Genomic DNA, 12,556 nt, shown 5'->3' on the forward strand with positions numbered 1-12,556 from the left:
GAAGATCCTATGTGAAATTCGCCCTGACTTGCGGGACCATGCTGGCGGGCATCAGCGTCGCGTCGCCCCTTCTCGCGCAGGCCGCCGCCGACAATGGCGGCTTCGAAGAAATCATCGTTACCGCCCGTAAGTCGCAGGAACGCGCCCGTGATGTACCGGTGTCGATCACCGCGGTGTCGGGCGCCTCGCTGGCGGAAGCCAAGATTACCCAGATCGGCGACCTGACCGCGCGCATTCCGACCCTGTCGATCTCCTATGGCGCGACCCAGCCGCTCGTGCTGATCCGCGGTTTCGGCACCGGTAACGGCCAGTCCTTCGATCAGGCAGTCGGCAAGTTCATCGACAATATCTCCTATGGCCGCGATCAGGACGCGCGCCTGCCGCTGTTCGACATCGAGCGGCTGGAGGTGCTCAAGGGCCCGCAGGTCCTGCTCTACGGCAACAGCTCGACCGCCGGCGCGCTCAACATCACGACCCGCAAGCCCGGCACGACCTTCGCCGCCGACGGCTCGGTCGCCTATGAGTTCAACCAGAACGAGACCGTGGCGCAGGGCGGGATGACCATTCCGCTGGCCGAGACCGTCGCGGTCCGCCTGTCGGGCCTCTATCAGCGCCTCGCCAAGGGGCCCAACTTCAACGTCGCGACCGGCAAGCATGTCTCGACCGACCGCAACTATGCGGGCCGCGCGATCCTGCGCTTCACCCCGAGCGCCGACCTCGAAGTACTGCTGAAGGCCGAATATGACCATATCCGCAACAAGGGCCTGGTCGGCGAGCCGATCGCCCAGCCGCTCGCGGGCTATCAGTTCCCCGAGGTGAATTTCGACGGACGGGTCAACGCCAACAACAATGTCGCGCCGATGTTTCAGCGCGATTATCAGGCGCTCGACAACGAGACCTACCAGATAGACATCAACTATGATGTCCTCGGCGGCAGGATCAGCTCGACCACCGGCTATCGCCGCCTCGAAACCGGGCTGGCGTCGAGCGGCGGGCAAAGTGTCCCGCTGTTCAGCGGCTATATCGCCTATCTCAACAAGCAGTTCAGCCAGGAGCTGCGCTATGCAGGCAAGTTCGGTGCGCTCGACCTGACCGTCGGCGGCTTCTACCAGCACGAGAAGCGGGACAATTTCACCGTTGCCGATTTCAACGCGGCTGCGATCGGTATTCCCGTCCCCGCCTTCTCGCTCAACCTCGTGTCGCCGCAGAAGGCGGAAAGCTGGTCGATCTTCGGCGAGTTCACCTATCACCTGAGCGAGCAGCTCAGCATCGCCGCCGGGGCGCGCTACAGCGACATCAGCCGTGACGCCGATCAGTCGGCCAACCCCGGGCTGGTCGTCCCCAACCGCAGCTTCGGCCAGAGCGCGGGCTGGCTCGCTCCGGCCCCGTTCCTCGACGGTCTCTACACCGGCTTCTTCGGGGTGCCACCGCACAGCTTCACCGGGCTGCACCTGCACGAAACCCATTTCCAGCCGCAGGTGATCGTCCAGTACAAGCCGAGCGACCGGGCGCAGGTCTATGCCAAATATGTGAAGGGCGACAAATCGGGCGGCTTCGACGTCGCCTATCAGGGTGCGCCGGGCAACGTCACGCCTGCCGGAGCCCGGTTCGAACCCGAAAAGGCCGAAGGCTTCGAAGTCGGTCTCAAGGGCGTCAGCGACGACAACCGCTTCGACTATGCGCTCGCCGCCTACCGCACCACCTTCACCAACCTCCAGACCAACGCCTATGTCGGCACCGCGACCGTCGCGGTCGTCACGAATGTCGGCAAGGCGCGGACCCAGGGCGTCGAGGCCGAGTTCCATTATACCCCGATGCGCGGCCTGCGTTTCGGCGCGTCGCTCGCCTATACCGACGCCAAATATCTCGACTTCCCGGGCGGCTCGTGCACACGCGCACAGGAAGCGGCGACCCCGGTCGGCTGCCGTCAGGACCTGTCGGGTTCGCGCACACCCTTCTCGTCGAAATGGGCGGGCACGGTCAGCATCGACTATGAGCAGCTGGTCGGCAGCTATGTGCTGAGCGGCGGCGTGCTGGCCGCGGGCCGGTCGAGCTACAATCCGTCCAGCAACCTCGAACCGCTCGAACAGCAGGGCGCCTATGTGCAGATCGACGCGCATGTCGACCTGAAGCCCGATGCCGGCCCCTGGTCGCTGTCGCTGTTCGTCCGCAACCTCACCGACATCCGCTACAATGAATATGGCAGCATCTCGCCGGGCACCACCCAGGGCCTGCTCGGCTATCTGTCGCGTGGCCGGCAGCTCGGCATCCGCGCAGGCTTCAACTTTTAACCCTTCCTCACCTGCCGGCGGTGCCACCAGCATCGCCGGCATTTTTGTGTCTGGAGAAGATAGATGACCTCCTTGTCGGGCAAGACCGCCCTCATCACCGGCGCGGCGCGCGGCATGGGCCGGGCTTTCGCCGAAACCCTCGCGCGGATGGGCGCGAACATCGTCGCGATCGACCTGCTCGATTGCGGCGAGACCGCTGCGGCGGTCGAGGCGGCGGGCGAGCAGTGCCTCGCCCTCTCCGCCGACATCGCCTCGCCCGAAGCGATAACGGCGCTCGCCGAACAGGCGGCGGCGCGCTTCGGCACCGTCCAGATCCTCGTCAACAATGCGGGCATCCACCCGGTGCCGATGCCGTTCGAGGATACCGATCCGGCCTATTGGCGGCGGACGATGGCGGTGAACCTCGACGCACCCTTCCTGCTGATCCGCGCGCTGCTGCCCGCGATGAAGGCCAGCGGCTGGGGCCGCATCGTCAACATCTCCTCGGCATCGGTGAACAACAGCCCGCCGATGGGGGGGGCCTATGTCGCCAGCAAGGCAGGCCTCGTCGGCCTGACCCGCACACTCGCCGCCGAAGTCGGCCGCTTCGGCATCACCGTCAACGCGGTCGCCCCCAATCCGGTGCGCACGCCGGGCGCCAGCGTGCCGCTGTCGAACGAGATGTTCGAAGCCATCGCCGCCACCCAGCCGATTCCGCGCGTGATGGAGTCCGAAGATGTCGCGGGCACCGTCGCCTTCCTGTGCGGTGAGGGCTCGGCCTTCATCACCGGCCAGAACCTCCACGTCGATGGCGGGGCTATTCGCGCGGGTTAGCAACAGGATCGCGGCGCCGCCGACGACCGGCCTTGATCGCTCTTCAATAAACCGCCAGGATAGGAAAGCCGAAAATAGAGCGGCAGGTCGGTAGCTCCTGCACCCCTCATGGGGTTCTTCCCAGCCACGGCGTCACCCGGATTCGGGAGGCGCGCACTTGGGTTTGGCGTCTCCTCGAACCAACATCGAGGATCGGTCATGACATTCGCTCTCGTCGCCCTGATCAGCGCCACGCTGTTCGCCGGAGCCGCCTCCTATATCAGTCTTGTCGAACACCCTGCCCGGCTCGTCCTGGACGATGGGCCGCTGCTTCAACAATGGCAGCCAAGCTACAGGCGAGCGTTACCCATTCAGTCCGCCCTGGCGGTGATCAGCGGCGTGGCCGGGCTGGCGGTCGCCTATGCTTCGGGTGACTGGCGCTGGGCTGCGGGTGGCGCGGCCCTTCTGGCCAACTGGCCGTTCACGCTCCTGATCATCATGCCCGTCAACAAGCGCCTGATGGCCATGAGCCCGGGTCAGGCTGGTCCCGAAAGCCGCCGGATGCTGGTGCGATGGGGCAAGCTGCACGATGTTCGAAGCGCGCTCGGGCTCGTGGCCACGCTGCTGTTCGCTTGGGCGTCGGCGGGATGACGGCCGGCCCGCGACACTCGATAATCAGAGGCCAGCCGCGCCAGCGATCGCGAAGTTCAGCGCATTGCGTAGCCGCGCCGTGTCATATTCGGGGGCGAGCGCGGCCAGCAGTTCGAGCGCGGTGCGCGCGAGATGGCGGGCTGCCAGCTCACCCGCATAAGGTGCATTGCCGCCCGAGATCGCCGCGAACAGTTCGCGATGCTCGGCCTCGCCGCGCTGCCACCAGCCGAGCAGATGCGCGCCCTTATAGGCCGACTGATAGCGTTCGCTGCGCAGCTCGAGCTGTTCGAGTTCGTTCGCCAGCGTGTCGCCGGTTTCGGAGACGATCAGGCGGTGGAGGCGGCGGTGCAGCGTTTGCCACATCTCGAAATTGTCGTGCGCCGCGTCGCTCTCCAGTTCGCCGACCACCGAGCGCAGCTCTTCCATCAGCTCGGGGTTCATCCGGCGGGTTGTAATCGCGACGCCCATCGCCTCGAGCGCGAGCCGCTTCATGTAGAGCGCCTCGATGTCGCGGGGATCGAAGCCGACGACGCGGCTGCGATAATTGGGCTCGCCGACCAGCAGCCCGCCTTCCTGCAGCATCCGCATCGCCTCGCGCACCGGGGTGCGGCTGACATTCAGCGCCTTGGCGAGTTCGACCTGCGACAGGATGGTACCGGGCTTGAGCTGCCCGCTGAGGATCGATTGCTGGAGAGATTCATAGACCTCGACAGCCGTCCGACGCCCGTCCCCACGGTCGATCGGTTTCAAAAGATCAGCAAGAACTACCATGCCATGGCGATAACACCGGATGCAATTTGGTCAATAGCAAGAAGCGGATTTGAAACATTCTTGCACTTAGCTGCATCCATTTCAGCCTTTTAATGCGCCATTTTCGGACATGACAGCCTTTAAGCAGGCAAAATGACAGGGCAATAGTGTGTACAGATTAGCGGATCCGTATCAGCCGATCAGGTGTAGGATGAAGGAATCCAGCTCGGTCCCCTCGCCATAGGCGCTGCCGAACAATTCGGCCCCAGCTGCGGTCAGCGCCAGCGCCTCGCCACGGGCATCGCGATGTGCCGCATCGTCCCAGGCCAACCGGAAGCTCGCGAGATCGAGGCGTTTATCCGCACCGGCGGCGATAGACAATATGCCCGTGTCCCCGTCGATCCGCAGCCAGGGGTCGGCGATGTCGACGCGCAGCATTCCGAAATGGCCGGTGAAGCCGATGCCACCGCTAAAGCGTAGCACGCCCGTTCCGCTGCCCCCGTCGAAATTGCCGCCGTCCGCCAGCGGAAAGACGAGGCCGGTGCGTTGCGACGCCTTGATCGGATCGCGCAGCGCCGCGCGCCCGTCGGGCAGACTGCCGACATAGCGCGCGAAGCTGGTCTTGATCGGCCAGCCGAGGCCCGAAAAATCATTCTCGTCCACGGCGCTGCGCCATTACGCGAAGACGCCGTCGAACAGCGCCATCATCGCCGCCCAGGATCGCTTGTCGGCACTGGCGTCATAGCGGGCGAATTCGGGGCGGCCGAACTTTTCGGCGTCAGTGTTGGTGAAGCTGTGCACGACGCCGCCATAGAGGTGCATCGTCCAGTCGACGCCCCCGGCGCGCATCTCCTCCTCGAACGCGGCGCGCTGCGCAGGCGGAATGCCGGGGTCGTCCGCGCCGATACACACCAGCACCGGGCAGCCGATGTTGCGCGCATCCTGCGGCGCGGCGGTGGCGAGGCCGCTGTGGAAGCCGACGATCCCGGCGATGGCCGCGCCGCTGCGCCCGAGTTCGAGCGCCATCGTCCCGCCGAAGCAATAGCCGATCGCCGCGATCCGCGCCGGATCGACCAGCGGGCTGGCGCGTAACGCCTCGAGCGCGCTGCCCGCACGCGCCCGGATCCGGGCGGGGTTGGGACGCAGCTCGTCGAGGATCGACATGATCTCCGCCATGTCGGTCTTTATCGTGCCGCCGCCATGGAGGTCGCACGCCATCGCCGCATAGCCGGCCTCGGCCAGCCGCCGCGCGCGGCCCTGCACCTGGTTGCCCGGTCCGGGCGCTTCGGGAAAGAGCAGCACCGCCGGCCGGGGGCCGCTCTGCGCCGTATCGGCATAGAGCGTGCCGACCATCGCCAGCCCGTCACCTGAATATTCTATCGTCTGGGTCTCGATCGCCATCTCAGTTATCCGCTCCCTGCAACGCGCCTTCGCGCGCAAGCACGAAGTTCCATTCGACCGACCAATAGGGTCCGTCGAAACCCCGTTCGGCCGCCTGCGCGGGATCGTCAACCTTCTGGAAGTCGGCGATCAGCGAATGCTTGACCCCGAACACCGCATCCTCGGGCAGATAGGGGCAGTCTGGGGTGAAGATATGCGTCACCACCCGGTCATATCCCGGCGCCGAGACGATGAAGTGAAGATGCGCCGCGCGATTGGGATGGCGGTCGAGCGCGGCCAGCATCTTGCCGACCGGGCCGTCGTCAGGGATCGGGTACCAGCGTGGCTTGCACGACCGGAACCAGTATTCTCCCTTCGCATCGCTCTCGAAGATGCCGCGCAGGTTGAAGTCGGGCTGGATGCCCTTCTGCTGGACGTCGTAGAAGCCGTCCTCATTCGCCTGCCACACGTCGAGCGTCGCGCCCTCGATCGGGCGGCCCTCGGTGTCGACGACCCGGCCGCGCACGACCAGCGGCTCGCCCTTGCCGTCGAGGCAGATATTGTCGCCATGCGCATAGCGCGGCGCATTCGAGACATAGAACGGCCCGAGCACGGTATTCTCGGTCGATCCTTCGGGCCGCTGATGGTTGAGCGCATCGACCAGCATCGACACGCCCAGCACGTCGGACAGCAGGATGAACTCCTGCCGCCATTCGCTGCACATATGGCCAGTGTCGGTCAGGAACTGGATCGCCGCCATCCATTCGTCGGAGGTGATATTGGCCTCGCGGGTCGCGGCATGGAGATGGCGCACGACCACCGACATGATCTCGCGCAGCCGCGGATCGGTCTTGGGCCCCATCCGGTTGATGACGACCTCGGCGGACCGCCCCGCCTCGAAATAGGCCGCTTCCTCGGCGTCTGCCATGCTGTTCTCCTGTCGTCAGGCCGCGGGCGGATCGCCGGCCCAGGCGCGGGCGATCAACGCGCGCAGCGGACCGGCGTCGAGCGGCCGGGGATTCCAATAGGGATTGGCCATGGCGCGGCTAACCGCCTCGTCGATCGCCATCTCGTCCATGCCCAGATGCCGCAGCCCGCGCTTCGCGCCGACCGCGCCCGCCAGATCATAGAGCGCCCGCGCCGGATCGCGGCCCAGCACCGGCAGCAGCCGCGTCATCACCTCTGGGATCGCCGGGGCGTTATAGGCCAGTGCGTGCGGCAGCACGATCGTATGCGTTTCGGCGTGCGGCAAGTCGAACGAACCGCCGAGCACATGGCAAAGCTTGTGGTGCAGCGCCATGCCGACCGCGCCGAGACAGCTTCCGCACAGCCAGGCGCCATAGAGCGCGTCGGATCGCGCCGCCTTGTCCGCCGGATCGGCGGCGATCACCGGCAGCGCGCGGACCAGCGCGCCGATCCCCTCGACCGCCATCAGCGAGATAATCGGATTGCGGTCGCGCGCATAGAGCGCCTCGATCGCATGGGCGATCGCGTTGATCCCGCTGGTCCCCGATAGCGCGGCGGGCAGCGTCATCGTCAGATCGACGTCGTAGATCACCACCTCGGGCAATATCTTCGCGTCGCTGCGTGTCGTCTTTGCGCCGTCGCTGGTCTCGCCCAGGATCGGGGTCATCTCCGATCCCGCATAGGTGGTCGGGATGACGATCTGCGGCAGGTCGGTGCGATACGCGATCGCCTTGCCCAGCCCGATCGTCGATCCGCCACCGATCGCCACGACGCCATCCACGCCACGCTCGGCGACGATCGCCATTGCGCGCTCGGTCACCTCGACCGGCGTGTGCATCACCGCCCCCGCGAACACCCCCGCCGAATGATCGCCCAGCCTGTCGGCAAGCCGCTCGGCGTCGGCCTCCTGCTGCGGCGTGGCGAGGAGCAGCACCCGGGCAAGCCCCAGCCGCTCGACCTCCTCGGGCAGCCGCGCGATCGTGCCTTCGCCGAAGATCACGCGGCCCGGATTGGCGGTGTAGACGAAGGGCTCGGCCATCGGCTCAGCCGATCAGCGCGCGAAGGGCGGGTTGGTCGCGACCGGGGCGCTGTCGTCGAGACCCAGGTTGAACAACCTGTTGGCGTTGTTGCGCCCGATCTTCAGCCGGTCGGCCTCGCTGATCGTCGCCCGGTCGAACCAATTGGCGGCGTGATCGACATTCTCGAACGGCCAGTCGGCCGAGAAGAGGATGCGGTCCGATCCGATCTCCAGCATCGTGTCGATAAGCGACTGGGTGCGGAAATTGCCCGAGGTCGTGACGTAGAAATTATTGTGGAAATAATGCGCGATCGGGTGCTTCGCGGGATGCTTCTTGGGCAGCGTGACCCAGGCATTGCGGTTGTCGACCCGCCACATCGAGATCGGCAGCCCCTCGCCCATGTGCCCGATGATAATGGTGAGGTTCGGATGCTCGTCGAAGAGCCCCGATCCCATCAGCCGCAGTGCATGGACCGCGGTCTCCTGTCCGAAGGCCCAGGTCGGCCCGAGCAGCCATTCATGCCCGGCATAGATTTGCGCGTGCTGTGGCAGCGGGTTGCGCGGGTGCAGGTAGAAGGGAACTCCCAGCCGCTCGACCTCGGCCCAGAAGGGCCGGAACAGCGGCAGGTCGTAATAGAGCATCTCGCTGCCGTCGCCGGCCTGCGAGAAGCCGTTGACCAGCGCGCCCTTGAAGCCGAGTTCGGTGATGCAACGGGTCATCTCGCGGGTCGCGGCGTCGGGATCTTGGAGCGGCAGCGCGGCAAAGCCCTGAAAACGATCGGGCCGCTTGGCGACCTGTTCGGCCAGATAATCGTTGGCGCGCTGCGCGATCTCGGTCGCTTTCGCTTTATCGGGAATCCCCTGCACCGCCGGAGCATTGAGCGACAGGATCATCATCTCGATCCCGTTGGCATCCATCTCGCGCAGCCGGCGGTCCTGGATGTCCATGATCCGCGCGGAGAGTTCGGCCAGGAACTCGCCGGGCACGAAGATCGCCGAATCCTGCAATGTCTCCGGGATGGCGAAATGCTCTTCGAGCGCGATCTTCCCCTTCATACACTACTCTCCGTGCTTTGCCTGTCAGCCGATTGGCGTGACGAGTTCGCCGCACGGGCCGATTTCCATCCGCACCACGTCGCCCGCCTTCAGATATTCGCCCTTGCCATGGCCGACGCCCGCGGGGGTGCCGGTGGCGATGATGTCGCCCGGATAGAGCGTCATGATCGATGTCAGATGCTCGATGATCGGGGCGACGCCGAACACCATTTGCTGGGTGTTGGAGTCCTGCTTCATCACGCCGTTGACGCTCAGCTTGACCGGCATGTCCTGCGGATCGGCGACGAAACGTGCCGGCACCAGATAGGGACCGAAGGGCGCGAAACCGTCAAACGCCTTGTGCTGCACCCAGTCGATCCCGACCGGCGGACGGCTGGCGAGCCAGTCGCGCGCCGACAGGTCGTTGAAGTTAAGATAGCCCGCGACCACCGACAGCGCATCGCCCTCGGAAACCTCGCTGCAGGTGCAGCCGATCACCACGCCCAGCTCGGCCTCCCAGTCCATCATCTTGGCCTTCTTCGGCACCGGCACCGATTCCCCCGGACCGCGCACCGTGTTGTTGACCGGCTTCATGAAGGCATAGGGATAGCTGGGCGTCATCGGGATCGCCATTTCGGCGATATGGTCGTGATAGTTGGAACCGATGCAGGCGATCTTGCCGGGGTTGGCGATCGGCGCCAGGAAATCCGCTTCCGCCGCAGCCGAGCCCGCTGCGAAGGCCGCGCTATTTGTATCCACATATTGCGCGATAGCCGCGTCGACACTCTCCCAGTCGTCGAGCAGCGGCTGCAGATCAGACGGTGGCGTGGCGAACTTTCCGGGCAGCACCGTCTCGAGCGGCAGCAGCTTGCCGCCATGCTCGACGACCACCTGGCCGCCGCCCTTGGCCGCCCGCACAACGGCCAGACGATAGATATTGCTCATGCCCCGTTCCTCTCGATCTCAGCCTTGGTGGTAGTGCCGATTCCCCAATGTTCTGGGTCTATTTCGGTCAGGATGACGCGGACCGACTGTTCGGGCGCACCCAGCGTCCGAACCGCGGCCTCGGCCAGTTCCTTCATCAGCGCACGCTTCATCTCGGGGGTTCGCCCACGGATGAGTTGAACGGAAATGATCGGCATCGACCTCGTCCTCCTTTCGCCATCAATGTGATGGCGGTGTCACCACCCCTTAAAGGCTTCGCATCAACGTTCAATAGAGTGGATGCAGTTTATTGTGCAGCCGGCTGCTTCGCTGGCTCGACATGACGGAACATCGCTTGCCGCGCCTCCTTATCGAACTCGGCCTTGAATGCATGCTTCTCGCGGAGCCCCGCGGCGGCCTGCGCGGCGGGCCGGGCGTCGATCGCCGCGAGCAGCCGCACGACATTGGGAAGCTCGGCGCGCGCATCGGGGCCGAGGACATAATCCATGTTCCGGATCCACCCCCATGTCGCCATGTCGACGATGCTGAAGGCGTCCCCGACCATCCATTGCCGGTTCGCGAGATGACCTTCGAGCACGTCGTAATGGCGGCGCGCCTCGAACGCATAGCGCTGTACCGCGTAGTCCTTGGGCTCGGGCGCATAATGGCGGAAGTGGACCGCCTGGCCCGAATAGGGGCCGAGCCCGGTCGCGACGAACATCAGCCAGGACAAAAGCTGGGCGCGATGCTCCGCGGCGGGCAGGAATCGCTGATATTTCTCGGCGAGATAGAGCAGGATCGCGTTGCTGTCGAAGATTGCGACCCCGTCGTCGACCACGATCGGCAGCTTGCTGTTCGGGTTGAGCTCCACGATCTCGGGCGAGAACTGCTCACCCCGCAGCATGTCCACTGGAACCAGCCGATAGGGAAGCCCGGCCTCTTCGAGGAACAGGGCGACCTTCATCGGGTTGGGCCCGAAATTATAATAGAAGTCGATCATCATCCTCTCCCTCGGCCCTTGGTGGTTCGGTAGAAACGGTGGGACCGCCTGAGGCCGACCAGCGCGGCGGCGGGAAAGCGGATATCAGGCGCTCAGCTTGGCTGCGATCGACGCGACATGTTTGCCGAGGTAGCGCGCGCCCTCGAGATCGGCCTGGCTCGGCTGGCGGGAGCCATTGCCGTCGGACAGCGTGCTAGCGCCATAGGGCGTCCCGCCCTTCACCTCTTCAAGCCCCATCTGCCCCTGAAAGGCATAAGGCAGGCCCGTGACGACCAGCCCGTGGTGAATCAGGTTGGTGAGGATCGAGAAGAGCGTGGTCTCCTGCCCGCCATGCTGGGTAGCGGTCGAGGTGAAGGCCGCGCCGACCTTGCCGGTCAACGCACCGGTGAACCATAAGGGGCCGGTCTGATCCCAGAACTGCGCCATCTGCGACGGCATGCGGCCGAAGCGGGTCGGTGCACCGACGATGATCGCGTCATAGCCCGGCAGTTCCTCGACGGTGGCAAGGGGAGCTTCCTGGTCCAGCTTGAAATGAGCGGCCTGCGCGATTTCGGCGGGCACCAGTTCGGGCACGCGGCGGATGTCGACCTGCGCACCACCAGCGGCGGCGCCCTCCGCCACCGCAGCGGCCATTGTCTCGATATGACCATAAGAGGAGTAATAGAGCACGAGCACCTTGGCCATATCTTGATCTTCCTGCGTTCAAAAATGTGGATACAGATTTCCCACGGTCGCATCTCCGAGTCAAGATAGGACTTGTGCGTCTTATATGGCCATCGGCATTTTTGCTACTCTCGGTTCCGGATATTCGGCACACATGTCGAGCACGATGCCGCGCAGCCATTCATGCGCGGGATCATGGTCGTGCCGCATATGCCAGAGCATCTTGATCGCGGCGCGCGCGGTCTCGCGCGGCAGCTCGATCTTTCGCACACCCCCATAGCTGCACATCTGCGGCGCGAGGCGGCCCGGGACGACGCCGATCGAATCGGTGCCAATGACCATCGGTGCGATCGACAGGAAGCTGGGCACCCTTACCCGAGGCGGGTGCCGGTCGGACAGGCCATCGATGGCATTGTCCTCCACCGGCAATTTGCTGCCGAGGAAATGGGTCGCGACATGCGGATAGGCGAGCAGGTCGTCCACCGTCGCAGAATCGCGCAGCGGGTGCTCGCTGTCGACGATGCCGACGAAACGGTCCTCCATCAGCGTTCTGGTGCGTACCGCGCGCGCCGCTTCTCCCGCCGCATGGGTTATGACGTCCCCGGTCAGGCATAATTCGATACTGCCCGAATAGACGCTGTCGACGGGCTTATCGATCGCCACCATTTCGAAGGTCACATGCGGCGCGATTTTCCCGACGCGCGCTATGATCTGGGGCAGCAGCAGGAACAACCCGAACTCCGAGGACATAATCCGGAAATGCCGGCGCAACGCCGCGGGATCGAAATCGGAATCGACCGACGTCAGCTTTTCGAGCGCCAGCAGCATCTGCCGCACTTCGGGCATCAGCGACGCGCCGCGCGCGGTCAGTTCCATCGTGCGCCCGACGCGCACGAGCAGCGGATCGTCGAGCTGCTCGCGCAGGCGTCCGAGCATACCGCTCATCGTCGGCTGGCTCACTCCGAGCTGCCGAGCGGCAGCCGTCACATTGCGATGGCTGAGCAGCGCGTCGAGCGCAGGCAGCAAGTTCAGATCGAGATTGGACATAGTCCCTCCAGCTACCAAGACAAAGTGTACACAACTATC

General features: G+C 65.0%; 14 protein-coding genes. 3 read left to right on the forward strand and 11 right to left on the reverse strand.

From position 1 onward, the window contains the following. Positions 1 to 11 precede the first annotated feature (11 nt). The 3 genes from ASE00_RS16870 (at position 12) to ASE00_RS16880 (ending at position 3,734) form a co-directional block, all read left to right on the forward strand. On the forward strand, positions 12 to 2,291 hold the full coding sequence (locus ASE00_RS16870; RefSeq protein WP_162256482.1) for a TonB-dependent receptor: 2,280 nt from the start codon (positions 12 to 14) through the stop codon (positions 2,289 to 2,291). Positions 2,292 to 2,354: 63 nt separating this feature from the next. Beyond that, positions 2,355 to 3,104, forward strand: a complete 750-nt coding sequence (locus ASE00_RS16875) for an SDR family NAD(P)-dependent oxidoreductase (RefSeq protein ID WP_056382412.1) — start codon at positions 2,355 to 2,357, stop codon at positions 3,102 to 3,104. A 198-nt stretch (positions 3,105 to 3,302) separates the two neighbouring features. Then, positions 3,303 to 3,734 (forward strand): DUF1772 domain-containing protein, encoded by a 432-nt coding sequence (locus ASE00_RS16880; RefSeq protein ID WP_056382413.1) that lies wholly within the window; start codon positions 3,303 to 3,305, stop codon positions 3,732 to 3,734. 24 nt (positions 3,735 to 3,758) lie between these two features. On the opposite strand, the gene ASE00_RS16885 is transcribed toward ASE00_RS16880, so the two are convergent. The 11 genes from ASE00_RS16885 to ASE00_RS16935 all read right to left on the reverse strand — a co-directional run bounded on the left by ASE00_RS16885 (position 3,759) and on the right by ASE00_RS16935 (position 12,517). Beyond that, positions 3,759 to 4,505 (reverse strand): GntR family transcriptional regulator, encoded by a 747-nt coding sequence (locus ASE00_RS16885; protein ID WP_056382414.1) that lies wholly within the window; start codon positions 4,503 to 4,505, stop codon positions 3,759 to 3,761. 171 nt (positions 4,506 to 4,676) lie between these two features. After that, positions 4,677 to 5,147, reverse strand: a complete 471-nt coding sequence (locus ASE00_RS16890; protein ID WP_056382416.1) for an HtaA domain-containing protein — start codon at positions 5,145 to 5,147, stop codon at positions 4,677 to 4,679. A 12-nt stretch (positions 5,148 to 5,159) separates the two neighbouring features. Beyond that, complete coding sequence (locus tag ASE00_RS16895) at positions 5,160 to 5,885, reverse strand: dienelactone hydrolase family protein (RefSeq protein ID WP_056382418.1); 726 nt, start codon at positions 5,883 to 5,885, stop codon at positions 5,160 to 5,162. A gap of 1 nt (position 5,886) precedes the next feature. Then, complete coding sequence (locus tag ASE00_RS16900) at positions 5,887 to 6,792, reverse strand: intradiol ring-cleavage dioxygenase (protein ID WP_056382420.1); 906 nt, start codon at positions 6,790 to 6,792, stop codon at positions 5,887 to 5,889. 15 nt (positions 6,793 to 6,807) lie between these two features. Then, positions 6,808 to 7,869, reverse strand: a complete 1,062-nt coding sequence (locus tag ASE00_RS16905) for a maleylacetate reductase (RefSeq protein WP_056382422.1) — start codon at positions 7,867 to 7,869, stop codon at positions 6,808 to 6,810. A 12-nt stretch (positions 7,870 to 7,881) separates the two neighbouring features. Further along, on the reverse strand, positions 7,882 to 8,904 hold the full coding sequence (locus tag ASE00_RS16910) for an amidohydrolase family protein (protein WP_056382425.1): 1,023 nt from the start codon (positions 8,902 to 8,904) through the stop codon (positions 7,882 to 7,884). A 24-nt stretch (positions 8,905 to 8,928) separates the two neighbouring features. Continuing rightward, positions 8,929 to 9,828: a fumarylacetoacetate hydrolase family protein gene (locus tag ASE00_RS16915; RefSeq protein WP_056382426.1), complete on the reverse strand. Its 900-nt coding sequence runs from the start codon at positions 9,826 to 9,828 to the stop codon at positions 8,929 to 8,931. After that, entirely contained in the window at positions 9,825 to 10,052 is a 228-nt protein-coding gene (locus tag ASE00_RS16920; protein ID WP_268801361.1) for a 2-hydroxymuconate tautomerase, read from the reverse strand. The genes ASE00_RS16915 and ASE00_RS16920 overlap by 4 nt, the downstream gene beginning before the upstream one ends. Positions 10,053 to 10,114: 62 nt before the next feature. Further along, on the reverse strand, positions 10,115 to 10,807 hold the full coding sequence (locus tag ASE00_RS16925) for a glutathione S-transferase family protein (protein ID WP_056382661.1): 693 nt from the start codon (positions 10,805 to 10,807) through the stop codon (positions 10,115 to 10,117). Positions 10,808 to 10,891: 84 nt separating this feature from the next. Beyond that, entirely contained in the window at positions 10,892 to 11,491 is a 600-nt protein-coding gene (wrbA, locus tag ASE00_RS16930) for an NAD(P)H:quinone oxidoreductase (protein WP_056382430.1), read from the reverse strand. A gap of 81 nt (positions 11,492 to 11,572) precedes the next feature. Next, positions 11,573 to 12,517: a LysR family transcriptional regulator gene (locus tag ASE00_RS16935; protein ID WP_056382431.1), complete on the reverse strand. Its 945-nt coding sequence runs from the start codon at positions 12,515 to 12,517 to the stop codon at positions 11,573 to 11,575. Positions 12,518 to 12,556: the final 39 nt, after the last annotated feature.

The organism is Sphingomonas sp. Root710 (assembly GCF_001429065.1).
In the GTDB taxonomy this organism is placed as follows: Bacteria; Pseudomonadota; Alphaproteobacteria; order Sphingomonadales; family Sphingomonadaceae; genus Rhizorhabdus.